This window comes from Pseudarthrobacter sp. 902506025, assembly GCF_040702325.1.
Classification (GTDB): domain Bacteria; phylum Actinomycetota; class Actinomycetes; order Actinomycetales; family Micrococcaceae; genus Arthrobacter.
The window spans coordinates 131,747-156,765 of the sequence record NZ_JBFBKW010000011.1; the positions used below are offsets into that span (position 1 = coordinate 131,747).

General features: G+C 66.9%; 21 protein-coding genes and 2 tRNA genes. 14 read left to right on the forward strand and 9 right to left on the reverse strand.

From position 1 onward, the window contains the following. The first annotated feature begins 95 nt into the window (after window positions 1–95). Window positions 96–171: transfer RNA gene (locus tag AB0280_RS18150), tRNA-Lys, on the forward strand. 207 nt (window positions 172–378) lie between these two features. Here AB0280_RS18150 and AB0280_RS18155 read toward each other — a convergent pair. After that, the gene (locus AB0280_RS18155) at window positions 379–837 is read right to left on the reverse strand and encodes a MarR family winged helix-turn-helix transcriptional regulator (RefSeq protein ID WP_159635391.1); all 459 of its coding nucleotides are present in this window, start codon (window positions 835–837) and stop codon (window positions 379–381) included. Window positions 838–933: 96 nt separating this feature from the next. Here AB0280_RS18155 and bcp point away from each other — a divergent pair, with 96 nt between their 5' ends. The 8 genes from bcp (at window position 934) to AB0280_RS18195 (ending at window position 10,988) form a co-directional block, all read left to right on the forward strand. Beyond that, the gene (gene bcp / locus AB0280_RS18160; protein WP_224026435.1) at window positions 934–1,407 is read left to right on the forward strand and encodes a thioredoxin-dependent thiol peroxidase; all 474 of its coding nucleotides are present in this window, start codon (window positions 934–936) and stop codon (window positions 1,405–1,407) included. A 96-nt stretch (window positions 1,408–1,503) separates the two neighbouring features. Beyond that, window positions 1,504–1,585, forward strand: a tRNA-Leu gene (locus AB0280_RS18165). 235 nt (window positions 1,586–1,820) lie between these two features. After that, window positions 1,821–2,513: a fasciclin domain-containing protein gene (locus tag AB0280_RS18170; protein ID WP_366368216.1), complete on the forward strand. Its 693-nt coding sequence runs from the start codon at window positions 1,821–1,823 to the stop codon at window positions 2,511–2,513. 164 nt (window positions 2,514–2,677) lie between these two features. After that, window positions 2,678–4,345, forward strand: coding sequence for an ABC transporter substrate-binding protein (locus AB0280_RS18175; RefSeq protein WP_366368218.1), 1,668 nt, complete (start codon window positions 2,678–2,680; stop codon window positions 4,343–4,345). Between the two features lie 79 nt (window positions 4,346–4,424). After that, window positions 4,425–5,927 carry a malate:quinone oxidoreductase gene (locus tag AB0280_RS18180; protein ID WP_366368219.1) on the forward strand — a complete coding sequence of 501 codons (1,503 nt, stop codon included), beginning with the start codon at window positions 4,425–4,427 and terminating at the stop codon, window positions 5,925–5,927. Between the two features lie 69 nt (window positions 5,928–5,996). Beyond that, on the forward strand, window positions 5,997–9,227 hold the full coding sequence (locus tag AB0280_RS18185; protein WP_366368221.1) for an efflux RND transporter permease subunit: 3,231 nt from the start codon (window positions 5,997–5,999) through the stop codon (window positions 9,225–9,227). Between the two features lie 190 nt (window positions 9,228–9,417). Beyond that, window positions 9,418–10,527: an LLM class flavin-dependent oxidoreductase gene (locus tag AB0280_RS18190; RefSeq protein ID WP_366368223.1), complete on the forward strand. Its 1,110-nt coding sequence runs from the start codon at window positions 9,418–9,420 to the stop codon at window positions 10,525–10,527. Next, window positions 10,527–10,988, forward strand: coding sequence for a MarR family winged helix-turn-helix transcriptional regulator (locus AB0280_RS18195; protein ID WP_224026440.1), 462 nt, complete (start codon window positions 10,527–10,529; stop codon window positions 10,986–10,988). The genes AB0280_RS18190 and AB0280_RS18195 overlap by 1 nt, the downstream gene beginning before the upstream one ends. On the opposite strand, the gene AB0280_RS18200 is transcribed toward AB0280_RS18195, so the two are convergent. Together AB0280_RS18200 and AB0280_RS18205 are read right to left on the reverse strand one after the other, a co-directional pair. Then, window positions 10,985–11,791 (reverse strand): transglutaminase-like domain-containing protein, encoded by an 807-nt coding sequence (locus AB0280_RS18200; RefSeq protein ID WP_224026441.1) that lies wholly within the window; start codon window positions 11,789–11,791, stop codon window positions 10,985–10,987. The two genes, AB0280_RS18195 and AB0280_RS18200, sit on opposite strands and share 4 nt — an antisense overlap. A gap of 71 nt (window positions 11,792–11,862) precedes the next feature. Continuing rightward, window positions 11,863–12,690, reverse strand: coding sequence for a hypothetical protein (locus tag AB0280_RS18205; protein WP_366368225.1), 828 nt, complete (start codon window positions 12,688–12,690; stop codon window positions 11,863–11,865). Window positions 12,691–12,870: 180 nt separating this feature from the next. Here AB0280_RS18205 and AB0280_RS18210 point away from each other — a divergent pair, with 180 nt between their 5' ends. Both AB0280_RS18210 and AB0280_RS18215 read left to right on the forward strand, forming a co-directional pair. Beyond that, window positions 12,871–13,533: a DUF1684 domain-containing protein gene (locus AB0280_RS18210; RefSeq protein WP_224026443.1), complete on the forward strand. Its 663-nt coding sequence runs from the start codon at window positions 12,871–12,873 to the stop codon at window positions 13,531–13,533. Window positions 13,534–13,558: 25 nt separating this feature from the next. Further along, window positions 13,559–14,047 carry a GtrA family protein gene (locus AB0280_RS18215; RefSeq protein ID WP_159631687.1) on the forward strand — a complete coding sequence of 163 codons (489 nt, stop codon included), beginning with the start codon at window positions 13,559–13,561 and terminating at the stop codon, window positions 14,045–14,047. Between the two features lie 13 nt (window positions 14,048–14,060). Here the strand turns inward: AB0280_RS18215 and AB0280_RS18220 are convergent, their stop codons facing one another. Genes AB0280_RS18220 through AB0280_RS18240 form a run of 5 tightly spaced genes read right to left on the reverse strand, consistent with a single transcriptional unit; the run spans window position 14,061 to window position 19,928 of the window. Then, a complete protein-coding gene (locus tag AB0280_RS18220) occupies window positions 14,061–15,227 on the reverse strand; it encodes a cysteine desulfurase family protein (RefSeq protein WP_224027170.1) in 1,167 nt (388 codons plus the stop codon). Window positions 15,228–15,234: 7 nt separating this feature from the next. Continuing rightward, a complete protein-coding gene (gene nadC / locus AB0280_RS18225) occupies window positions 15,235–16,152 on the reverse strand; it encodes a carboxylating nicotinate-nucleotide diphosphorylase (RefSeq protein WP_224026444.1) in 918 nt (305 codons plus the stop codon). Further along, complete coding sequence (locus AB0280_RS18230) at window positions 16,145–17,917, reverse strand: L-aspartate oxidase (RefSeq protein ID WP_224026445.1); 1,773 nt, start codon at window positions 17,915–17,917, stop codon at window positions 16,145–16,147. Before AB0280_RS18230 ends, nadC begins: the two co-directional genes overlap by 8 nt. After that, window positions 17,917–19,221, reverse strand: coding sequence for a quinolinate synthase NadA (gene nadA, locus AB0280_RS18235; protein WP_224026446.1), 1,305 nt, complete (start codon window positions 19,219–19,221; stop codon window positions 17,917–17,919). The genes AB0280_RS18230 and nadA overlap by 1 nt, the downstream gene beginning before the upstream one ends. Then, on the reverse strand, window positions 19,218–19,928 hold the full coding sequence (locus tag AB0280_RS18240) for an NUDIX hydrolase (protein WP_159631683.1): 711 nt from the start codon (window positions 19,926–19,928) through the stop codon (window positions 19,218–19,220). Before AB0280_RS18240 ends, nadA begins: the two co-directional genes overlap by 4 nt. Window positions 19,929–20,221: 293 nt before the next feature. Between AB0280_RS18240 and AB0280_RS18245 the strand changes: the two genes are divergently transcribed. Next, the gene (locus tag AB0280_RS18245) at window positions 20,222–21,619 is read left to right on the forward strand and encodes an amino acid permease (protein WP_366368227.1); all 1,398 of its coding nucleotides are present in this window, start codon (window positions 20,222–20,224) and stop codon (window positions 21,617–21,619) included. A gap of 81 nt (window positions 21,620–21,700) precedes the next feature. Next, on the forward strand, window positions 21,701–22,528 hold the full coding sequence (locus AB0280_RS18250; protein ID WP_224026448.1) for an alpha/beta fold hydrolase: 828 nt from the start codon (window positions 21,701–21,703) through the stop codon (window positions 22,526–22,528). A gap of 125 nt (window positions 22,529–22,653) precedes the next feature. On the opposite strand, the gene AB0280_RS18255 is transcribed toward AB0280_RS18250, so the two are convergent. Next, window positions 22,654–23,988, reverse strand: coding sequence for an MFS transporter (locus AB0280_RS18255; RefSeq protein WP_366368229.1), 1,335 nt, complete (start codon window positions 23,986–23,988; stop codon window positions 22,654–22,656). Window positions 23,989–24,237: 249 nt separating this feature from the next. Here AB0280_RS18255 and AB0280_RS18260 point away from each other — a divergent pair, with 249 nt between their 5' ends. Further along, window positions 24,238–24,972, forward strand: a complete 735-nt coding sequence (locus tag AB0280_RS18260) for an IclR family transcriptional regulator (RefSeq protein ID WP_159631679.1) — start codon at window positions 24,238–24,240, stop codon at window positions 24,970–24,972. Window positions 24,973–25,019: the final 47 nt, after the last annotated feature.

The following is a 25,019-nucleotide window of genomic DNA, read 5'->3' on the forward strand; positions in this document are numbered from 1 at the left end:
GCCGATTTCACTTGCACCAAAAGTTCGTGTAGAGTTTCATGTCGTTGCGGAGATCAACGGGAAAGAAAAAGCCCGGGGATGGAAGCAAAAAAGATGCACCTCTAGCTCAATTGGCAGAGCAATTGACTCTTAATCAATGGGTTCCGGGTTCAAGTCCCGGGGGGTGCACCACTGGGAAAACAGCCTCCGGTTTGTGGAAACACAGACCGGGGGCTGTTTTGTTATGTGCCCCCATCATCGATTGCTCCGTACTTGTCTTTATCAGGGCTCAAAACGGCAAGTACGGAGCAATCGATGGTGGCCGGGCACAAAAAAGCGCGGCCCTGGTTTTTCCAAACCAGGGCCGCGCTTTCCTGACGCTGCCTGCAGCGTCAACGGTTACTTGGCGACGTTGTCCATCAGGGCTCCGGCGTTGCTGGGCGTCGTGGAGAACTGGCTGGCCAGCTCCCGGACCACAGCTTTGAGTTCCTGGCGGAGCAGCTCAGGATCGATTGACGCCGATGCCAGGACGGATCGCTCCATCTCCACGGCCTGGGCAACGGCTTCCTTGCCCTGCTCGGTCAGCGACACGACGTGGCTCCTGCGGTCCGAGGTGCTGCGCACCCGGGCAATGTGGCCGTGGGACTCAAGGCGGCTGAGGGTCTTGCCCATGGTCTGGGCCTGCACGCGGACGTACTGGGCAAGCTGGGCCTGGGTCATGGGCCCTTGCGCGGCAAGGACCTCGATGGCGATAACACCGGCATGGGTGAGGCCGATGGCGCCGAGTTTTTCGTTCCAGGAGTGCTCAACGAGTCGCGCAGCAGTGGACAGAAGGCGCCCTGTGGGCCAGTGATCCATATCAGGCATAGCAGCCAGTATAGCCAAATGCCGATTAGCACTCGTCCCACCTGCTTACTAGGCTGTTGTGTCCCGCCCGCAACAAGGAGAAAAACAATGGCTGAAAGACTCGTTACCGGCGACAAGGCACCGGCTTTCACCCTGCAGGATTCCACCGGCAAGGACGTCAGCCTGGCTCCCCGGCCCGGCCGCTCCACCATCGTCTACTTCTACCCGGCAGCCTCCACTCCGGGCTGCACCAAGGAGGCGTGCGACTTCCGGGACAGCCTTGCCTCCCTGCAGGCCGCCGGCTACGACGTCCTGGGGATCTCCCCCGACCCCGTGGAGAAGCTGGCAAAATTCGCGGACAAAGAGTCCTTGACCTTCCCGCTGCTTTCGGATGCCGACCACGCCGTGGCCGGGGCCTACGGCGCCTGGGGCGAAAAGAAGAACTACGGCAAGACGTACGAAGGCCTGATCCGGTCCACCATCGTGGTGGACCCGGACGGCAAGGTGGCACTGGCCCAGTACAACGTCCGGGCCACGGGCCACGTGGCCAAGCTTCGGCGGGACCTGAACCTGGACGCCTGACCCCGCCGGGGCCTGCCGCGGACACCGCCCGGCGCAACGCTACAATGGACTCTGGCATCCGGCGTCGAACGCTTGGCGTTCCCGTCAGGAAGCCGCGCGCGAGTGGTGAAATTGGCAGACACGCAGGATTTAGGTTCCTGTGCCTTCGGGCGTGGGGGTTCAAGTCCCCCCTTGCGCACACTGGAAATCCCCCGGCTCCGGCCGGGGGATTCCTGCGTTAAACGCCCGGCGGCCCTGCCGGCTGGTTAGTGCCCCGAATCGAAAAACTCCAAAGATCCACCCATCCATTGCTGCCCACCGGCCGAATAGCCATTGAGACACCAGCCACGGGCAGGTGCCCACCCCCCCAGGCAGGCTGCACACCACGAACACACAGTCCGCAGTCGGCAGCAATCGATCCAAGGAGAACCACAATGCAGACCTTCAAGCGCACCACTTTCACCGTCGCAGGCGTTGCAGCAGCTGCTCTGCTCAGCCTCACCGCGTGCGGCGGTTCCGGCAGCACCTCCGGCTCCTCGGCCTCCTCCGCGCCGATGTCATCGGCGCCCAGCTCCAGCATGGCGTCCCCGTCCTCAAGCGCAATGGCCAGCTCCTCGGCGGGCACCATGGACCCGGCAGCAAACCTAATTGGCCCCGGCTGCGCCGCCTACGCCAAGCAGGTTCCCACCGGTGCGGGTTCCGTGGAGGGCATGGCCCTTGACCCGGTCGCCGTCGCAGCCTCCAACAACCCCATCCTGACCACGCTTACCGCGGCAGTTTCCGGCAAGCTGAACCCCAAGGTTGACCTGGTGGACACGCTCAACGGTGGCGAGTTCACCGTGTTCGCACCGGTGGACGACGCCTTCAAGAAGATCGACCCCGCCACCATCGAAACGCTGAAGACGGACGATGCGCTGCTGAGCAAGATCCTCACCTACCACGTAGTCCCTGGCCAGATCACCCCGGACAAGATCGCCGGCACGCACGCCACGGTTGAGGGCGGCTCCGTCACGGTGACCGGCAGCGGCGACAACCTCAAGGTGGACAACGCCAACGTGGTCTGCGGCGGCGTCAAGACCAAGAACGCGACGGTCTACCTGATCGACTCGGTCCTCATGCCCAAGTAGGACCTCTCTCCGCCCCCCCAACCCAGGGCCGGGTCCGCCAATAGACCGGCGGACCCGGCCCTGGCGCGTCATGTGCCAGCCTGGGGCCGGCCGCAAGCCCCGTCCTCTAGACTGGTCCCGGCCCGCAAGCGGCGGAGCCGGCAGCATCCAGAGGTGATAAACGAGTGCCCAGCAGTACATCGCGGCGGACGGTCATCAAGGCCGGCGCCGTCCTCATGGCGCTGGGCGTGACGTCGTGCACGGGCATGCCGTCCCCCTCCCCCACGTCCGGCACGCCCAGTTCCCCTCCGGCCGAGCCCCAGGCCACCTTCAATTTCGGCACCGCGGCCCAGCCCCTGGGCCTGGACCCGGCCCTGTCCAACGACGTGGAATCCCAGCGCATCACCCGCCAGATCCTCGAAGGCCTGGTGGGCGTGGACCAGACCACCGGCAAACCCACGCCGCTGCTGGCAACCGAATGGAACGAGTCCAACGAGGGCCGGACCTACACTTTCAAGCTCCGCACCGGGGTCACCTTCCAGGACGGCACCCCGTTTAACGCCGACGCCGTCTGCGCCAACTTCAACCGCTGGTTTACCTTCCCTGCCGAGCTGCGGAAGCAGGCTCCCGGCAGCTCCTTCAAGGGCGTGTTCAAGGCCCACTCCGACGAGCCCGGGCTTTCGATTTTCAAGAGCTGCACCGCGGTGGCACCGGACACGGTACAGATCGACCTCACCCAGCGATTCACTGCCTTCCTCCAGGCACTGACCCTCCCGGCCTTCGCGATCGCATCCCCGGCCGCCCTGGCCTCGGGTAAAGCGGACGTCCTGGACCAGAACCGGGGCGGCCAGGCCATGTCGGCCTTCGCCACGAATCCGGTCGGCACCGGGCCCTTCACGCTTGCCGCCTGGGGCACCGCCAACGTCACCCTCGCCAGCAACAAGACCTACTGGGGCGACCGCGGCCAGATCGCCACCATCAACTTCCTGGCCTACAACCACCCCCAGACCCGCCTCCAGGCGCTGCTGGACGGCACGATCGACGGCTACGACGCCGTCACCGTGGGAAACTTCGACCAGTTGGTCAAGCGAGGCAAACAGATCGTGCAGCGCGACCCGTTCTCCGTGATGTACGTGGGCATTAACCAGGACATCCCGATACTCCAGAACCAGAAGATCCGGCAGGCGGTGGAGCTTGCGATCGACAAGGAAACGTTGATCCGGAAGTTCTTTATCGACAACACCGCCAAGGCCACGCAGTTTGTCCCGCCCAAGATCAGCGGCTTCAACAATGACGCGCCGGAACTTGGACACGATCCGGCCAAGGCCAAGGACTACCTCAAAGAGGGCGGCTACGCGGGCGAGGAACTGAAGTTCTACTACCCCTTGAACGTCACCCGGCCGTACCTACCCACCCCTGAAAAGGTCTATGCCGAGCTCAGCCGCCAGCTCACCGCCGTCGGCTTCAACATCCGGCCCGTGCCGGTTGACTGGTCGGACGGCTACCTGCAGAAGGTCCAGTCGGCCGGCGACCATGCCCTCCACATCCTTGGCTGGAACGGCTCCTACTCCGACGCCGACAACTTCGTGGGCCCCCTCTTCGGGGAGAAGAACGGCGAGTTCGGTTACCAGGATCCCCAGGTCTTCTCAAAGATCAACCGTGCACGGGGGCTCCCTGACGGGAAAGAGCGGGATGAGCTTTATCACACCATCAACGCCCAGATCGCCGCGACGGTACCGGCGGTTCCCATCGCCTTCCCCATCTCCGCACTTGCCCTGTCAGACCGCGTGCTCAGCTACCCGGCTTCACCGGTCTTAAACGAAGTTTTCACGAAGGTCCAGCTAAAGCCTTGACGGCCCGGGCCAATTTCAGTATGCGGGCCGCGCGGGGATATTCTGTGACAGCCAGAGCCGCTGCAATCGGAGACTGATCGTGACCTTCATTTCCAAGACCCCACACGCCGACGTTGTCCTGATAGGCGGCGGCATCATGAGCGCCACGCTGGGGGCATTCCTCAAGCAGCTGGAGCCGGACTGGACCATTTCCCTGTTTGAGCGGCTGGACCAGCCTGGCCTCGAAAGCTCGGACCCCTGGAACAACGCAGGAACGGGCCACGCCGCCCTTTGCGAACTCAACTACTCGCCCGCAGCCAAAGACGGCTCCGTCAGCCCGAACAAGGCACTGCTCATCAACGAACAGTTCCAGCTCTCCCGCCAGTTCTGGTCCCACCTGGTGGACAACAACCTCATCGGTTCCCCCAAGGGCTTCATCAACACCGTCCCGCACATGAGCTTCGTGATCGGCGAAGACCACACCAGGTTCCTGAAGACCCGGTACGAGGCACTGAAGCCGCACCCCCTGTTCCGGAGCATGGAGTACTCCGAGGACCACGCCCAGATCGCCAAGTGGGCACCGCTGATCGTCAAGGGCCGCGACCCCCAGCAGCATATTGCCGCCACCCGCGCCGCCGAGGGCACCGATGTGGACTTCGGCGCACTCACCCGCGAGCTGACCAGCTACCTGGGGAACAACGGCGTCGAAATCAACTACGGCCACGATGTCACCGGGATCTCCCGCGCCTCCGACGGCGGCTGGGACCTGACGCTGAAGCACCCCCGGTCAGGGGAACACGGCAAGATCCACGCCAAGTTCGTCTTCGTCGGCGCCGGCGGCGGTGCCCTGCACCTACTCCAGGCCTCCGGCATCCCGGAAAGCAAGGGCTATGGCGGATTCCCGGTCTCCGGCCAGTTCTTCCGCTGCACGGACGAAACCATCGCCGCCCAGCACAGCGCCAAGGTCTACGGCCAGGCCTCCGTGGGCGCGCCGCCGATGTCCGTTCCGCACCTGGACACCCGCTACGTCAACGGGAAGCGTTCGCTCCTGTTCGGCCCGTACGCAGGCTTCTCCACCAACTTCCTGAAGAACGGCTCCTACCTGGACCTGCCCTTGTCCATCCGCCCCGGCAACATCATTCCGATGCTGGCCGTGGCCAAGGACAACATGGACCTCACGGCCTACCTGGTCAAGGAAGTGGTCAAGCGCCATGACCAGAAGGTCGAGGCGCTGCGCGAGTACTACCCCGAGGCAAAGGGCGGGGACTGGGAACTCATCACCGCCGGCCAGCGTGTACAGATCATCAAGAAAGACCCGCAAAAGGGCGGCATCCTCCAGTTCGGTACTGAAGTGATTGCCGGCCGTGACGGCTCCATCGGTGCGCTCCTGGGCGCTTCGCCGGGGGCGTCGACCGCTGTCCCCATCATGATCGAGCTGCTCCAGAAGACGTTCCCCAAGAACTTCAAGGGCTGGCAGTCCAAGCTCAAGGACATGATGCCCGGCTACGGGGTGAAGCTGGATGAGAATCCTGACCTTGCCGCGGAGCTGGAACGGGCAACGGCCGCGTCCCTCCAGCTGGAGAGTGTTTCCGCCAGCCACTGACCCTGCCGGGGCCAGCGGCTGGCACCCCCAGGGCTTGTACCAGTCACTTAGACCCCCAGGAGACCACCCATGTTCCGGTTGGCGCACCTTTCCCTGGCGAACCGGGCCCTGATCGCGCTGATCACCGTCTTCGCCTCGGTCTTCGGCGTGATCACCATGTCGTCGCTGAAGCAGGAACTCATTCCCTCGATTGAGTTCCCGCAGATCACAGTGCTCACCTCCATGCCGGGTGCGTCGCCCGAAGTGGTGGACAAGCAGGTCAGCGGTCCGCTGGAAAAGGCGCTGAACGGCGTGGAGGGGCTGGAATCCACCTCCTCCACGTCGCGGACCGGCGTCTCCCAGATCACCATGGTGTTCACCTACGGATCGAACCTGGACCGGGCCCGGAACCAGATCGACCGGGCCATTTCCAATGCCAAGCGGACGCTGCCCAGCGACGTCCAGCCGCAGGCCATCGCCGGAAGCATCAGCGACTTCCCGATTGTTTTCCTCGCCGTCTCCTCGGACAAGCCACTCAGTGAACTGAACTCGGACCTCCAACGCCTCAGCGTGCCCAGGCTGCAGAAGATCGACGGCGTCCGCAGCGCCGACGTCACGGGCGGCGCCTCCCAGCACATCGAGATCCTCCCCCGCACCGACGCCATGGCAGCGGCGGGGGCAGGCGTCACGGCCATCCGCGACGCCCTGTCCAACAACGGCGCACTGATCCCTGCCGGAACACTCGAGGACCAGGGCAAGACTCTCTCGCTGCAGATCGGCAGCCCCGTCGATTCCCTCGATGCCATCAAGGCCCTGCCCCTTTCCGGCGCCAAGAACGCGGCGACCATCGGCTCGGTGGCCGATGTTTCCCTCAAGGACGACGAGCGCACCTCCATCACCCGCACCAACGGCGCCGAGACGCTGGCCGTCTCCGTGACCAAGAAACCCGAGGGTGACACGGTGGCGATCTCCCACGCGGTGCGGGACTCCCTGAATGAACTCGAGACGGAACTGGGTTCGAACGCCAAGTTCACCCCCGTCTTCGACCAGGCGCCGTTCATCGAAAAGTCCATCAAGGACCTCACCACGGAAGGCCTGCTGGGGCTGGGATTCGCCGTCGCCGTCATCCTGCTCTTCCTTATGTCTGCCCGGTCCACGCTGGTCACGGCCGTCTCCATTCCGCTGTCCCTGCTGATCACGTTCATCGGCCTGTCAGCCACCGGCTACTCACTGAACATCCTGACGCTGGGCGCCCTCACCATCGCGATCGGGCGGGTCGTGGACGACTCGATCGTGGTCATCGAAAACATCAAGCGGCACCTCAGCTACGGCGAGGAAAAGTCGACGGCGATCCTCACCGCCATCAGGGAGGTGGCCGGCGCCATCACCGCCTCCACCCTGACCACGGTGGCGGTGTTCCTGCCCATCGCGTTTGTCGGTGAACTGGCCGGTGAACTGTTCCGGCCGTTCGCCCTGACAGTCACCATGGCCCTGCTGGCGTCGCTGCTGGTATCCCTGACCATCGTTCCGGTGCTGGCCTACTGGTTCCTGAAGAACCCCAAGAGCGGCCCCGCCGGCGCGGCCGCAGGCTCCCCCGAGGCGCGGCGCATTGCCGATGAGGCCAAGGCAAGGGCCCACGACGCCGAGCAGCGCAGCCGGCTGCAGCGCGGCTACCTGCCCATCCTCCGGTCCACGCAGAAGCACCCCGTCATCACCCTGGTGGCGGCTGTCCTGGTGCTCGGAGCCACCGGTGCCATGACCCCGCTGCTGGCCACCAACCTCCTGGGAAATTCCGGGCAAAACAGCCTGACCGTGCGCCAGGTACTGCCGGCCGGAACCAGCCTGGCCGACACCAGTGCCGCCGCCATCCGCCTCGAAGGGGTCCTCCGCGGCATCGACGGCATCAAGGATGTCCAGGTCACGTCCGGCAACGCCCAGGCAGGCTTCGCCGCACTGACCTCCACCGGCTCCTCCAACTCGACGTTCACGGTGGTGACCGACGAAAAGGCCAACCAGGAACGGCTCCAGGACACTGTGCGCTCGGAGCTTGCGAAGGTCCCCGATGCCGGAAAGATCTCCGTAGGCACCCAGCAGGGCGGGTTCGGCACCTCGTCCACCGTCGACATCACGCTGAAGGCTGCCACCAGCGCCGACCTGCAGTCGGCCAGCGACACCATGGTGGCCGCCATGACGGGCGTCCCCGGGACCAGCGAGGTGGCCAGCAACCTTGCTGCCAGCAACCCCGTGGTGCAGGTCAAGGTGGACCGGGCCAAAGCCGCGGCCGCCGGCCTGAACGAGGAACAGGTGGCCGGCGTCCTGGCCTCCACCATCAGCCCCATCCCGGCCGGCACGGTCCGGATCGACACCAACGACTTCCCCGTCCGGATCGGCCAGGGCACCAAGTTCACCAGCATCGATGCCGTCCGCAACATCCCGCTTCCGGCGGGCGGGCGGCCGGTGACGCTAGGAAGCATCGCGGCCGTGGAGCAGGTGGACGTCCCCGTCTTCATCACTGCCAGCAACGGTGAGCGCACCGCCAAGGTGTCCATCACGCCGTCGGCCTCCAACCTCGGCGCAGTGAACACCGAAGTCCAAAAGCGCCTGGCCGACGTCCAGCTGCCGCCGGGAGTCACCGCCACCATCGGTGGCGCCACCACCCAGCAGGCAGAGTCCTTCCGGCAACTGGGCCTGGCCCTGCTGGCAGCCATCGCCATCGTGTACGTGATCATGGTGGCCACCTTCAAGTCACTTATCCAGCCGCTGATCCTTCTGGTCTCGGTTCCGTTCGCGGCCACCGGTGCCGTGGCCCTGCTGCTGCTCACGGGCGTGCCGCTGGGCCTGCCGTCGCTCATCGGCATGCTGATGCTCGTGGGCATCGTCGTCACCAACGCCATCGTGCTGATCGACCTGATCAACCAGTACAGGCAACCACGCGACGGCCGGCCGGGCATGAACGTGGCGGACGCCATCACGAACGGCGCCCGGCAGCGGCTCCGGCCCATCCTCATGACGGCACTTGCCACGGTCTTTGCCCTGACCCCCATGGCCCTGGGCCTCACGGGCGGCGGCGGATTCATTTCCCAGCCGCTGGCGGTGGTGGTCATCGGCGGCCTGGTGTCCTCCACGGCGCTGACCCTGATCCTGGTTCCGGTGCTCTACCGCCTGGTGGAAGGCCGGCGCGAGAAGAAGGCGCTGCTGCGGGACCTGCAGGCCCGCCCGGAACCCGGGCCCGGTTCGGACATCGACGCCGAATTCAGGGATTGGACCACCGGCCAGGTCCCCAAAGTCAGCGGCCGCCGGGCAGCGCCCGGCGCCGGATAAGGCCCAACGCTGCAGCGATGCCCGTACCAGATCCTGGTGCGGGCATCGCTGCGTTCCAGGGCATGGCACGGAAGCAGGACCCGGGAATAATCCGCGGGACATGGTGTTACAGAAGGCAATAGATGCAAATGCATCTAAATTGGTCTACACTGGAACCAAGCCAGCAAGTCCAGGAACGGAAAGGCACGTCATGCAGATCGGTGTATTCAGCGTCAGCGACATCACCACGGACCCCACCACGGGCCACACCCCCACCGAACACGAGCGCATCAAAGCCTCGGTGGCCATTGCCAAAAAGGTCGAGGAAATCGGCATGGATGTCTACGCCATCGGCGAGCACCACAACCGGCCTTTCTTTTCCTCCTCCCCCACCACCACCCTGGCGTACATCGCGGCCCAGACCGAACGCATCATTCTCTCCACGGCCACCACGCTGATCACCACCAATGACCCGGTGAAGATCGCCGAGGACTTCGCCATGCTTCAGCACTTGTCCGACGGCCGCGCCGACCTGGTCCTGGGCCGCGGCAACACCGCGCCGGTCTACCCGTGGTTCGGCAAGAACATCCAGGACGGCGTGGAACTTGCCATCGAGAACTACAGCCTCCTGCGCAAGCTGTGGGACGAGGACACGGTGAACTGGTCCGGCAAGTTCCGCACCCCGCTACAGAACTTCACCTCCACCCCCCGCCCGCTCGACGGCGTGGCCCCCTTCGTGTGGCACGGTTCCATCCGCACGCCGCAGATCGCCGAGGTGGCCGCCTACTTTGGTGACGGTTTCTTCGCCAATAACATTTTCTGGCCCAAGGAGCACTACCAGCAGCTGATCGGCCTCTACCGGGAGCGGTACGAGCACTACGGCCACGGCAAGGCGGACCAGGCGATCGTGGGACTCGGCGGCCAGTTCTTCATGCGCAAGAACTCCCAGGATGCGGTGAAGGAATTCCGCCCGTACTTCGACAACGCCCCCGTCTACGGCCACGGCCCGTCCCTGGAGGACTTCACCTCGCAGACACCGCTGACCGTGGGCAGCCCCCAGGAGGTCATCGAAAAGACCCTGGCCTTCCGCGAGTACTTCGGCGACTACCAGCGGCAGCTGTTCCTGATTGACCACGCCGGCCTGCCGCTGAAGACCGTCCTGGAGCAGCTGGACCTGTTCGGTGAGGAAGTGCTGCCGGTCCTCCGCAAGGAGTACGCGGCACTGAAGCCCGCGCACGTTCCGGAACCGCCCACCCACGCAGGCCGCGTGGCCGCCCTGCTGGCGTCACAGGACGCCGGCAAAGCCACCCCGGTGGCGTAATGGCTGCGGGGGGATCGGAATCGCCGGTGCGGCTGGCGGCGGAAACCTGGGAATCGCTGTTCCGGGCGCAGGTGGCTGTCATGCGGAAGCTGCAGTCCGGACCGGCGTTCCGGAAGCTTGCGGTGAACGAATACGACGTCCTGTTCACGCTCTCCCGCTGCCCGTCCGGCTGGCTGCGGCTCAACGAGCTCAACGACAACGTCCTGTTGAGCCAGTCCAGCCTCAGCCGGCTGGTGGAGCGGCTCGAAAAGCGGGGACTGGTGGCCCGGATGCCGGCGCCGGAGGACGGCCGCGGCGTGCTGCTCAAGCTGACGGACGAGGGCCGGGAACTGCAGAAGGAGATCGGCCGCGAGCACGTGCGGGACATCTCGGCCCTGGTGGGGCCTGCACTGACGGCCGCTGAGCAGAAGGAACTCATGCGCCTTACCGACAAGCTGCGGAACTCGCTGGGGAAGCGCTAGCCCAGCTGCACCAGCCGGGCGGGGTCCTCTGCCGGCAGGTCCCCGTCCACCACGGCGGTCACGCGCAGCTGGTTCAACACCAGGCTGCCGCCCACCGTGGAAAGGAAGGCCGTGTCGGACGAATCCCGGCCCGCAGTGATGCGCAGCATCGACTCCCGCGGGGCAAGCCCCGTGGGGTCGATGACGTGCCAGGCACCCTCCACATAGGCTTCGGCCACGGCGTGGAAATCCATGGGATTCAAGCCGGGGGCGTAAACAGCCGTGAGGCGGGCGGGGATGTCCTTGGACCGCAGCAGGGCAATGGCCAGGTGCGCGAAGTCCCGGCAGACGCCCCGCCTGCTCAGGAGCGTCTCCACCGCGCCATCCGTGCCACGGGAGGAGCCGCTGATGTACCGAAGTTCGCCATTGACCCACTCCCGGACCGCATGCACCAGGTCGGCCCCGTGGACCCCGCCGAATTCCGCGTAGGCGGTCGGCAGCAGCCGGTCCGACTCGGCATACCGGCTGGGACGCACGTAGCGGATGCGGTCGGCCAGGCACGCCTCCTCGGGCACGGCGCGGCCGGTCACCGTGGCCGAGTATTCCACCGTGACTTCGGCAGGCTCGGCGAACTCCATGTAGTGGAACCGGCCGCCGTGGTGGTCCGAAATTTCCGTCAGGGGAACCTCCGCACCCCCGGCCGTCACGGACAGGGATTCGTCAAAGGATGAGTAGCCGCTGTTCCTCGCCACGGCAATGGCCATGGCCACCTTGGTGTTGGCGATTGTCTTGAAGGCCAGGCGTGCGGAAACAGAGCGTTCCATGAATCTCCGGGGGTGTTGGGGGTGGAAGGCAAGTCGGGCGCACCGGCACCTGGTGGGCGCGGGCAGCGGGACTAGTTTTTGACCTTCAGCGACATTAGCATCCGCTGCACGTTGGCGAAGTCAGGGCTCCCGTTGACGTACTGGGCCGCCTGGTCCAGCGTGTCGAACGCCTTCGCCGGGGCCACCTTTTCGTCCGGCGCGAAGGCCTTGAGGGCCACCAGGTCCCCAAACGAGTAGTCCCCCTTCCCGGCCGGACCACGCACCACGTTGCGCAGCTCGCACGCCTTCCCGTCGGTTCCTCCCACCAGGTTGGTGATGCCGTAGGAACCGAAGTAGCGGTAACCCTGGATCACCCGGTAGACCATGCGTGGCGGGATGGTTCCCTCCCCACCCTGCGCGGCAAGGTCGAACGGTACGCTGCTGATCACCGTGTACGGGCGCTGCGCGCTGTCCGGGCAGTCAACGGACGACGGCGGCAGTCCCGTCCTGAGCGAAGCCATGAAGGTTCCGTCGGGCTTCTTCACGTCAATCTTGAGTCCGCCGGGAAGGACGTCTTCCTCCGGCGCCACGGACTGGGCGATCCAGTCCGCCGGCAAATCGAAGCTGACCGTCTTTGCGGGATCGGAGAACGTCTTCCAGGACGTTGCGGTGGGCACCGCCTGGGGTTCGCCGGAGGCCGGTGCTGATGCTGTTGCACTGCCGGCCGGCGCCGCTGCCGTGGCGCCGGCGCCCGCCCCGTCGGCCTGAGAGGCCGTTCCGGACGCCGCTGGCGCTGAAGGGTCCGGCTGCGCGGTCCATCCGGGGCCGGCCGCCTGCGGCGCGGAACACGCTGCCAGCAGAACCGCGCCGGCGACGAGGGAAATACCGGAAAGAACAGCCTTTACTGGCGCGCCTGTCATGAGGCCCAGCCTAACGGGACCCATCCCCCTCTCCCGCCTGCCGCGGCGGTGTTTCCTGCATCCCGCACCTCCGCCCACGGCTCCTCCCAACCGGCCCCCGCCCAGCCGCAGGCCGGGCACCCGGACCGGCGTGTCGCCGTCGGACGTTTACCACCCCGGCCTGGGACTAGGCTGGAGGCTATGTCGGAAGAGCAGCACGGCGCAGCCGAAGAGAATCCCGCGGACATTTCCGCCCTGGACATTGCCGACTGGCGGCTGCGGACGTTTGCGCTCTACGACAATGTCCGCCGGATCTCCGCCGAAAGCCCGTCCGAGGCGCACTCGTACTGGCGCCACCAGCGGGACCTGATGTTCGCAACGCACCCGGCCTCCGCCCTGACAGCGGCGGACAAGGCGCGCTTTTCCGGCCTCAAGACTGCTGACTACGATCCCATCTACCGCTTCCATGTCCCGCTCACCAAGGAAGGTGCAGGCCGGGAGATGAGCGTGGACACGGGAACCGACGGCGTGGTCAACTTCGTCCGGCTGGGAACGTTCGACCTGCCGGAAATGGGCCAGCTGGGGGTGTGGAAGATCCATGGGTACGGCGGCGGCATCTTTGTTCCGTTCCGCGACGCCACGGCCGGCCAGCCGGGTGGAACCTATGGGGCCGGCCGCTACCTGCTGGACACCATCAAGGGCGCGTTCCACGGGGTCAGCGGCACGGGTCCCGGCGCCACCTTTGTGCTGGACTTCAACTTCGCCTACAACCCCTCCTGCGCCTACAACGAGGCGTGGGCCTGCCCGCTGCCCGGGCCATCAAACCGGCTGGCAGTGGAAATTCCCGTGGGCGAGCTGTACTGATGCCGGCCGTCCCCGGTAACGCCGCGTGAGGGAGGGCCTGTCCGCACCCGCCGCCACGGAGACCGCTACCCGGCGCTTTCCCGCCACCAGGCACTACCGTGGTGTCCTGCGCTTTCCGGTCATCCGGCAGCTGCTGCGTTTTTCCGGCGTCGGGGTTATTTGCACCGCGGCGTCCCTGGGGCTTTACGCGCTGCTGCGGCCGTGGCTGGGCGCCCAGTTGGCCAACGCCGTGGCGCTGGTCCTCACATCGCTGCTGAACACGGCCCTGAACCGGCGGCTGACCTTCAAGATTGCCGGCCAGCAACGCCGAACCCGCGACCACCTCAACGGCCTGGTGGTGATTGCCGTGGCCTTGGTGATCACCGGCAGCAGCCTGGGCGTGCTGCACTGGTTCAACCCGGACGCCACCGTGGGTGACGAACTGGTGGCCACCACGCTTTCCGGCTTCCTGGCCACCGCCGTGCGCTTCAGCATGCTGCGGCACTGGATTTTCCGCCGCGCGCGCCACCGCTAGGGTCGTCCGGGGGCTACCGGCCCTGGCCCGCTCCCAGGTTCCTGACCCCGGCGACGGCCGCCTGGACGGCAGCCGCGGCAGCGTCGAGGTCCTCCTGCGTCACCGCGGCGTCGAAGCTGAAGCGGACCGCCGTCTGGGCCACCTCTGCCGGAATACCCATGGCGGTGAGCACGGCCGACGGCGCGTCCGAGCCCGCGGCGCATGCCGAGCCGCTGGAGCAGACCACGCCGCGGCGTTCCAGCTCGAGGAGCACCGACTCGCCGCTGGTACCGGGGAAGCAAAACGACGCCACTGATGGCAGCCGCTCGGACGGATGCCCGGTGAGGACGGCATCCGGCACGCCTGCCAGGACGGCTGCAATGAACCGGTCCCGCAGCGCTGCAACCCTTGCCTGCTCCCCTGCCTGCCGGTCCCGGGCAAGCGTGAGGGCGGCGGCGAGCCCCACCGCGCCGGCAACATTTTCCGTTCCGGACCGGCGGCCCCGCTCCTGGCCGCCGCCGTGGATGACCGGTTCCAGGCGCGTACGGCTCCGGACAAACAGCACTCCGCAGCCTTTGGGTGCGCCCAGCTTGTGCCCCGAGATGCTCATCGCATCCACGCCCAGCGGGCGGGTGTCGAGCGGCAGCCAGCCGGCGGCCTGGACGGCGTCGGTGTGGAACGGGATGCCCTGGGCGCGGGCCAGTTCCGCCAGCCCGGCGATGGGTTGGATGGTTCCCACCTCGTTGTTGGCGTACATGATGCTCACCAGCGCGGTTTCCGGGCGCAGCACCCGGGCAAGTGCTTCGGGCGTGACGCGGCCGGTTGAATCCACCGGGACCACGTCGACGGTAAAGCCGTGGAAGCGCTCCAGGTAGCGGGCGGATTCCTCCACGGCGGGGTGTTCGACGGCGCTGATCACCACCCGGTCCAGCAGCGGGTTTGCCGCCTGCCGGGCCAGGGCAATGCCTTTTACCGCCAGGTTGTCCGCTTCGGTTCCACCCGAGGTGAACACCACGTCGCCTTGCCGGCAGCCAAGGACATCCGCCACGGCCCTCCGCGCCTGCGCGAGAGCCGCGGCCGCCGCCTCGCCCAGGGTGTGGTGGCTGGAGGGGTTCCCGAATCCACCGGTGAGGTAGGGCCACATGGCGTCCAGCACCTCACGGCGGACCGGGGTGGTGGCGGCGGCGTCAAGGAAGATCACGGCAGCCTCACCCGGCGGCCAGTTCGACGTCGAGGCCCAGGTCCAGCGCGGCCACGGAGTGGGTGAGTGCGCCAACGGAGATGACATCCACACCAGTGGCCGCGATGGCCGCGACCGTGCCGGTGTTCACGTTGCCGCTGGCCTCCACCCGGGCACGTCCGGCCACGAGGGCAACCCCGGCTGTGAGCTCTTCGATGCTGAAGTTGTCCAGCATGATGGTGTCCACGCCAGCGGCCAGCACGGGTTCGATTTGTTCCATGCGGTCCACCTCGACTTCGAAGTGGGTAGTGTGTCCCAGCTGTGCCTTGGCGGCCAGGAGGAGGGCCGTGAGCTTGGCCGGGTCCCCGCCGGTCATCACGGCAAGGTGGTTGTCCTTGGCCAGCACGGCGTCGGAGAGGCTGTACCGGTGGTTTGCACCGCCGCCGCAACGGACCGCGAACCGTTCCAGGATGCGCAGGCCGGGGGTGGTCTTGCGCGTATCGGTGATGCGGGCCCGGGTGCCCTCGGCGAGCCGCACGAATTCGGCGGTCTTCGTGGCGATGGCGGACATCCGCTGGACAAGGTTGAGCGCCACGCGTTCTGCCAGCAGCACCGAGCGGGCACTGCCGGTGACCCGCGCAAGGTGCATTCCGGCGTCGAACGATTCCCCGTCCGCCACCAGCAACTCCACCTGCGTGGCGGGGTCCACCAGCTCCATGGCGTCGCGGAAGACGGTGGCTCCGCTAAGGACGCCCGGCACGCGGGCGTTCAGGACGGCGGTGGCGCGGGCACCGGCGGGGATGAGCAGCTGCGAGGTGATGTCGCCGGAGGGTGCGTCCTCGGCGAAGGCCCGCTCCAGGATGTCCCTGACGGGGGCCGACGGAAGGGTAAGGTCCAGCGGTGGGCGCCGAAACACGGCCTGGTCGATCACGGCGGGTTCAGTCATGGAGCAGGCTCGCTTTCGGGCGGAGGGAAGTCGGGTTGTCAGTTTCGACGGGTTCGTCGCTGCGATAATGCGCCCCCAGTGATTCACAGCGTTTGAGGGCAGCGCCCACCAGCAGCTGCGCGGCCAGCAGGAGGTTCCGGTTCTCGCAGGCAACAGGGTCAGCAGCGGACTCAACGGCATCAGGACGGACGACGGCGGCCCAGGACTCAAGCGTCCGGCCGGCCTCGGCCAACAATTGCCCGGAGCGCAGCACTCCGGCGTGCGAGGTCATGAGGCGGCGTAGAGCCTCCCGGGAAAACGGCCCAGACCCGCCCGCACCTTCAAAACCAGCAAGGACGGTGACGTGCGTACTCGCGTTTCGCGGCAGGGGTGCGGAATCGTGCGGCAGTTTCGGAGGTCCCGAAAGCGCCGTTGTCGCGTGAGCGTCCGCATCGGCCGCCGAGCTTGCGAGGCGTTCGCCGGTGCGAGGCGCGAGCGCAGGCGCCGAGGGACCTGCGGAGCTGCCCTCCAGAAAGTCTTCAACAGCGCGGCGGCCGAAGACGAGTCCCTCGAGGAGGGAGTTGCTGGCCAGCCGGTTTGCCCCTTGGACGCCGGTGCACGCGACCTCCCCGGCGGCGTAAAGGCCCGGAACGGTGGTGCGGGCGGAGAGGTCGGTGGTGACGCCGCCCATCCAGTAGTGGGCTGCGGGAGCGACGGGAACCAGTTCGCGGGTCCAGTCGATGCCGGCGTCGAGGGTTTTGCGGGTGAGGGTGGGGAACCTTTGCCGGAGGAAGCCCGCGCCCTTGGCCTGCTCGACACCCCGGGCGTCGAGGTAGACGTGGCCGTTGGGATCGCCCAGCTTGGCCAGGTGGAGGGCGATGCTGCGGGATACGACGTCGCGGGGCGCCAGTTCGGCATCGGGGTGGTAGGCCTGCATGAAGCGGCGTCCGCCGGAGTCCAGCAGGATGGCTCCTTCGCCGCGGACGGCTTCGGAGATCAGCAGTGGCCCGTCCAGCCGGGCCGGGTGCGCCGTGGCGGAGCTGACCAGGCAGGTGGGGTGGAACTGGAAGAACTCGAGGTCTGCCACTGCCGCTCCGGCGCGGACGGCGAGCGCCAGTCCGTCGGCGGTGGCAACAGCGGGGTTGGTGGTTTGGGCAAACAGTTGTCCTGCTCCCCCCGAGGCAAGCAGGACGGCATCCGCATCCAGGTCCGCGGGCCGGCCGTCCTGGAGGTAGTGGACTCCTGCCACCTGCCCGTCCCGGGTCACCAGGGCGGTGGCCTGGGCGTGCGTGAGGATGGTGAGCTTCCCGTCATCCCGCCGCGACAGGACGGCCTGGATCAGCGCCCCGGCGACGCGTGCACCTGTGGCGTCTCCTCCTGCATGCAGGATCCGCGGGGCACTGTGGGCTGCTTCGAGCCCAAGGGCCGGGCCGCCGTCGTGCGTGGCCCCGGCCGTCACCGCCCCGGCGTGGCCCGCATCGAAGGCAACACCGTAGCGCTGGAGGCCGGCAATGTCCCGCCGCGCCTCCGTGCACATCAGCCGGACTGCGGCCTCGTTGCAGTGCCCGGCCCCGGCGCGCAGGGTGTCGGCGATGTGCGCGGCAACGGTGTCCCCAGGTGCAGGTTCGGCGAGAACGGCCGAAATGCCGCCCTGCGCGTACCAGGTGTTGCTGTGGTCCAGCGCGCCCTTGGTCAGCAGCACCACGTCCGCGCCGGCATCGGAGGCAAGCAGTGCGGCGTAGAGCCCTGCGATGCCGCTTCCGACGACGGCCAGGCGGCGCGTCATCACGGCCTCGCGGCGAGCATGCGCTCGAGCGCCGTCCTGGCGTTGGCCTGCACGTTGTGGTCCACGGTGATGCGGTTGACCACGCGGCCGGCCACCAGTTCCTCCAGTACCCAGGCGAGGTAGCCGGGGTGGATCCGGTACATGGTGGAGCACGGGCAGATCACCGGGTCCAGGCAGAAGATGGTGTGCTGCGGGTACTCTGCGGCCAGCCGGTTGACCATATTGATTTCGGTGCCGATGGCGAACGTGGTGGGCTCGGTGGCGGCGGCGATGGCCTTCTTGATGAAGTCCGTGGAGCCGGCGGAATCCGCGGCGTCCACCACCTCCATGGGGCATTCCGGGTGCACGATGACCTGGACACCGGGGAAGTCCGCCCGGGCCTTGTCGATCTGGGCCACGCTGAAGCGCTTGTGGACGGAGCAGAACCCGTGCCAGAGGATCACGCGGGAGTCAAGGAGCGCCTGTTCGTCGTTGCCGCCCAGGTCCTTGCGGGGGTTCCACATGGGCATCTGGTCCAGGGGCACCCCCAGGGCCTTGGCCGTGTTGCGGCCCAGGTGCTGGTCGGGGAAGAACAGGACCCGCTGGCCCCGCTGGAAAGCCCACTCCAAGACCGTCTTTGCATTCGAGGAGGTGCAGACGATGCCGCCGTGTTCACCGCAGAACGCCTTCAGGGCTGCGGAGGAGTTCATGTAGGTCACGGGAATGACCGGGACCCGGCCCTCGGCGTCGGGCTCGGCGCCGAAGATCTCCGCGAGCTGTTCCCAGCACTCCTCCACGGAATCCGCGTCCGCCATGTCGGCCATGGAGCATCCGGCGGCCAGGTTGGGCAGGATGACAGCCTGGTCGAGGGTAGAGAGGATGTCCGCGGTTTCGGCCATGAAGTGGACGCCGCAGAAGATGATGGCTTCCGCCTCCGGCCTGGTCAGCGCGGCGTTGGCGAGCTGGAAGGAATCACCCACGAAGTCGGCGTACTGGATGACCTCGTCCCGCTGGTAGAAGTGGCCCAGGATGACGGCCCGCTCCCCCAAGGCGGCCTTGGCGGCCCTGATCCGCTCGCCGAGTTCGGCGTCGCTGGCCCGCTTGTACTCCTCGGGCAGCTGGCCCTGGCGCGGGGTGCCGGCAGGAGCAGGATCGGCACTTGACGCACCCGGGCCATAGGCGGGAACGCCCGCCAGTGCCTCGGCCAGGTCGTAGTCCCACGGGCCCTTGGCCAGCGCCGGGCTGCAGGTGCTGCCTTTAGCGGCCGCGCCCTTCTCGGCCTGTTCGCGCGTGATCAGCTGGATTGCCGTGTTGACGCTGCTCATGGTGTGCTCCTGTTGTCTGGGTCAAGGCCTGGCCGGCCGGTGTAGCGGTAGAGGCGGGGCGGGCGGTGCTTCCCGCCCTGGAGGTATTCCCCGGTTTCTTCGATTTCCGGGGTCGATTTGAGTTGGCGGCGGAAGTTGGCCGGGTCCAGCTGGCGGTCCAAAACGGCTTCGTAGACTTCGCGGACCTGGGCCAGGGTGAAGTACTCGCCCAGCAGGTGGTAGGCCACCGAGCCGTAGGCCAGCTTGTTGCGGAGGCGCCAGAGGGCGTAGTCCACGATGGCGTTGTGGTCGAAGGCAAGGTCACCCAGGCGGTCGGCCCGGAACCACTTCACGTTTTCGGATTCGTCCGCGAGCGCTGCCTCCGTGGGCTGGACCAGGGCCCAGTAGACGATGGAGACCACGCGCTGGGTGGGCGAGCGGTGCAGGCCGCCGAAGGCGTACAGCTGCTCCAGGTAGCGGGGCGCCAGGCCCGTGGTCTCCTGCAGGTTCCTGGCGGCGGCGCTTTGGAGGGACTCGTCGTGGCTGAGGGGTCCGCCCGGCAGCGCCCACAGCCCCTTGAAGGGTTCCCGGATGCGGCGCACGAGGGGAAGCCACAAAGTTGGCCGGCCTGAGGACTCGCTGGGCCGCAGCGCGAAGATCACCGTGGAGATGGCCAGCGACGGCGGCGCGGCCTGCCGCTCGGAAACGTTCGCCGAACTGTAGTACACCCGATCCACCGCCTTCCGTCACCCTCGACCGCCCCCGGGTATTCTTTCGCTTAGTTATAGTCACCTTGACCAAAACTAATTCTACGGCCGGGCGCCCCCGAAACGGAAATATTTCTGCATCCCAGTCGCGGCCGCGGCCTGCCGCCTCCGAAACCCTCTTCCCGCATCCCGCGGCCCCCGTCCTCCCGTCCATTTCCGGGCGGGTTCCGGAGGCGGTAAATTCAAGAGGTCCCACGAGGACCCCGGACCCCAGAGGCCGGACCCCCAACCAGCCCCAGAAGGTGCATTGCCCCATGACGACGAAGTCCGGCGCGACCACGTCCGCCACATTCCCCACCAAAGCCACAGCCGGCCACAGCATGAAGCCCCGGCAGCTCACCATGATGGGGCTGGGCAGCGCCATCGGCGCGGGGTTGTTCCTGGGATCCGGTGCCGGCGTCCAGGCGGCCGGTCCGGCAGTGCTCCTTTCCTACCTCGTTGCCGGAACGCTGATCATCCTGGTGATGTGGGCCCTGGGCGAGATGGCCGCTGCCCATCCCACCAGCGGGGCTTTTTCCGTGTACGCGGAGCGGGCGCTGGGCCGGACGGCAGGAGCCACCATCGGATGGCTGTGGTGGCTGCAGCTCGTGGTGGTGATTGCGGCCGAGGCCCTGGGTGCCGCCGGCCTGCTCTTCTCCGTCTGGCCCGTGGTGCCGGTCTGGGCGCTGGCGCTGTTGTTCATGGTGGTCTTCACCGGCATCAACCTGGCCGGCGTCCGGAACTTCGGTGAGTTCGAGTTCTGGTTCGCCATCCTCAAGGTGGCCGTCATCGTCCTGTTCCTGGCAGTCGGCGCCGCCCTGCTCCTGGGCCTGCTGCCCGGCGTCGACTCCCCCGGGGCGGAAAACCTGACCGGAAACTTCGCCCCCCAGGGCCTGGGTGGGGTTGCTGCGGCCCTGTTCGTGGTGATCTTCGCGTTCGGCGGGACGGAGATCGTCTCCGTGGCCGCGGCCGAAACCGAGGATCCCGAGCGCAGCGTCGGCAAGGCCATCCGGACCGTGGTGTGGCGAATCCTGGTGTTCTACATCGGCTCCGTCTTTGTCATTGCCGCCGTGCTTCCCGCCACGTCCAAGAGCCTTGCCTCGCCCTTCGCCGGCGTGCTGGACGCTGCCAGGATCCCCGGCGCCTCCACCGCCATCACCCTCGTGGCCGTCGTCGCACTCCTCTCGGCGCTGAACGCGAACCTCTACGGCGCCTCCCGCATGGTGTATTCGCTCTCGCAGCGGGGGGAGGCGCCCCGCGTCCTCACCCGGCTCAACAATGCCGGCGTGCCGCTGCTCGCGGTCGCAGTCTCCGTGGCCTTCGGTTTCATCGCCACGGTCCTGGAGCTGTTGTTCCCGGAACGGATCCTGCCGGCCCTCTTCCAGCTGGTGGGTTCCACGTGCCTGGTGGTGTGGGGCAGTGCCCTGGTCTCCCAGCTGATCCTGCGCCGGCGGGCAGACCGGGGCGGCACCGCGCTGCCCCTGCGGATGCGGGGCTTCCCCGGCCTGACCATCCTGGGCCTGGTCCTGCTGGGACTCATCTTCGCCGTCGGTTTCAGCGCCGAGGGCAGCCGCATCCAGCTCTTCAGCACCTTCGCCCTGATCGCCGGAATTGCGCTGGCGTGCGCCGCCGGGGCCCGGCTGACCGCCAGGAACCGGGCCGCCAACAGGTAGAGTGGAGCGTACCTTTCCAAGGAAGACGCACCGACGCGCCGGGCCCGCCCAGGCGCCGTACCTGATTGGGGAACTGACACCATGAGCGGCAGGCACACCGGACAGCAGCAGGCGCACACCGTTGAAGGGACCGACCCGCAGCTGTACGTGGCGGTCCATGAACCCGCCAGCGACGCCGGCCTCCGGCCGGTCCTGCTGCTGCACGGCTTTTCCTCCTCCTCCAAACTCAACTGGGAGGACACTGGCTGGGTGTCGGCCCTGCTTGACGCCGGCCGCCGGGTTATTACCGTTGACCTGCCGGGCCACGGCCGCAGCGGCGCGCCGGAGGACCGGGATTCCTACTCCCCCAGCAAAATCAGGGCGGACCTGCTCCAGGCAGCGTTCGACGCCGGAGCGCGCCCCCTGCACGACGGCGACCCTGCCAGCGGGCTGGACGTAGTGGGTTATTCCCTGGGGTCCCGGCTCGCGTGGGAGTTCGCCGCGACCCAGCCGGAGTTGGTGCACCGGCTGGTGCTCGGCGGGCCCAACGACGCCGACCCCCTGGCCGCATTCGACCTTCGGGCCGCCCAGGACTACCTGGCGGACGGCACGCCGATCAACGACGAATCCACCGCCCAGCTGCTCAAAATGGCCCTGCTGCTGCCGAGCAACAACATCTTCGCCCTGCTGTCCCTGGTGGAGGCCATCAAAGCGGAACCCTACGACCCCTCCGAAGCGGTACCCCACGTTCCCATGCTGCTGGTGGTGGGCGACAAGGACGAGCGGGCCCACACCCTGCCCAGGCTCGCCGAACTGGCCCGAAGTGCCGGCTCCATGGCCGAGCAACTGGTCCTGCCCGGCCGGAACCACACCAACGCCATCACCAGCAGGGCGTTCAAGCAGGCCGCCATTTCATTCCTGGGCGTTTAGGCGGCACGGACCTCCCGGGCAGTCGGCAGACTTACCCCGCATGCACCAGCAGCCCGGACCTGGCGGTCCGGGCTGCTGGTGCATGCGGCTTCGCTGATCTTGGCGGGGTCAGGGTGCCGGTGGGATCAGTGGTGGCTGCTGACGCCGAGCGGGCGGCCCTTGGTCTCCTTGGCCAGCACCACGCCGACGGCGGAAATGACGCAGAGGATCATGATGTAGATACCGATGGAACCGGTCCATTTGGTGGACTGCAGCAGGGTCTCCGCGATGGTTGCTGCGAAGGCGCCGCCCAGGATGGCGCCGAAGGCGTACCCGATGGAGATGCCGGAGTACCGGACGTTGGCGGGGAACATCTCTGCGTACATGGCGGACATGGGTCCGTAGGACAGGCCCAGGCCGATCGTCAGGACGAACAGGGCGACGCCGTAGAGCATGATGTCCTTGGTGTCGATCAGGGCAAACATGGGGATCATCCACGCAAAGACAATGGCGTAGCCGATCAGGAAGGTCTTGACGCGGCCAATGCGGTCGGACAGCCATCCGCCTACCAGGGTGAAGATCAGCCAGCCGAAGGACGCCAGTGTGGTGGCCAGGAGGATCTGCGGCGTGGGCATCTTCAGGGTCTTGGTGGCGTAGGAGATGAAGAACGCAATCAGCAGGTAGCCCGCTGCGTTGTTGCCGATGAAGATCAGGGTGGAGTACAGGACGGGCAGCTTGTGGTTCCGGACCAGCTCACCCAGCGGTGCTTTGCTTTCCTTCTTCCGCAGGGCCATCTCCTGGAAGACCGGGCTCTCGGCGACGGCGCGGCGGATGAGGTAGCCCACCACGATCAGGACGATGGAGAGCAGGAACGGCACACGCCAGCCCCAGGCAGCGAAGTCTTCCTTGGACATGCCGGTGTTGAGGAAGAACAGGAGGCCGGTGGCGAGGATCATGCCCACGGGCACACCGATCTGCGGGTAGGCACCGAAGAGGCCGCGCCGGTTGACCGGCGCATGCTCGACGGCCATGAGGGCGGCTCCGCCCCATTCACCGCCGGCCGAGAAGCCCTGGATAACCCGCAGCAGGATCAGCAGCACGGGGGCCCAGGCGCCGATCTGCGCGTAGGTGGGCAGCACGCCGATGAGGGCGGTGGCCGCGCCCATCATCACGAGGGTGAAGACCAGCATTGCCTTCCGCCCCAGGCGGTCACCGAGGTGCCCGGCGATAACTGCGCCGAGGGGGCGGAACAGGAAGCTGATGCCGATGAGGGCAAAGGAAAGGATCTGCGCCAGGCCCGGGTTGGACTCGTTCAGGGGTGCCAGGAACAGCGGTGACAGCAGCGTTGCGGTCAGCTGGGCAAAGATGAAGAAGTCGTACCACTCGATCGTGGTGCCGACGAGGGTGCCGGCGAGGACCTTGCGTTCCTCCCGCCTGCTGCTGGGACCGGCGAGCGTATCCACCTTGGAAGGTGTGGTCATTGAAACTCCATTGTTCATTGGGCAGCGGTGCCCGTACGCCTTCAGAATTACCGACAGAACGGTCAGTTAGTTAGTAGAGTACTACGGAAGTGTGATGCGGGACACGGAATGGTCAATATTTGCGGTGAACGGCAACTGGAACTGAAGTTCTATATTTGAACTGCAAGTTCGTATAGAGGACACTACCGGCAGCGAGTGGCTGGGACAAGAGTCATAGAACTCCGGGGCCGCCAACCTAGGATGGACATCATGACTCCTCCAGCAGCCGCAGCCGGGACGGGAGCGGCGGCACAGGCTTCGCCGTCCCAGACCCTCTCGCGCGGCATCCGCGCCCTCGAAATCCTGGCAGCCGCCCCTGGCCCGCTGACCATCGCTGAGCTTGCCGATGCCATGGGTGTCCACCGGTCGGTGGCTTACCGGATCCTGCGCACCCTCGAAGACCATTCGCTGCTGGTGCGCGATGATGCCGGACGGGTCCAGCCGGGCCCCGGCCTGGCGGTCCTGGCACGGGGCGTGTCGCGCAACCTGCAGAGCGCCGCGTTGCCCGAACTTACCCAGCTGGCGAACTCCCTGAACATGACTGCATTCGTGGCGGTGTGGGACCACCATGACTGCATTACGCTCGTCACGGTCGAGCCGAGGCATTCCGGCGCAACCGTTGCCCAGCACCCGGGCACACGGCACCCCATCAATGCCGGCGCCCCCGGGATCGCCATCCAGTCCGCCCTCTCGGAGGAGGAATGGGACCGGTTGGCCACCGGCGTGCCGTACCGCCCGGAGGCTGCGGAGGCACGCCGGAAAGGCTACTCGGCCAGCCACGACGAGGTGATCGCCGGGGTCTCATCGCTGGCAGCACCGGTGCGGGTGCCGGGTGGGCGTCCGGCTGCACTTGCAGTGGTCTATATCCGTTCCGCCCATGATCCGGATGCCGTGGGAGCTGCCATCGCCGAAAGTGCGGCGAGGATCGAGCGCCAGCTGGCGTAACCGCTCTGCCGGAGTAACGCCGTAGCGGACCGGCGCCGCCCGCAGGG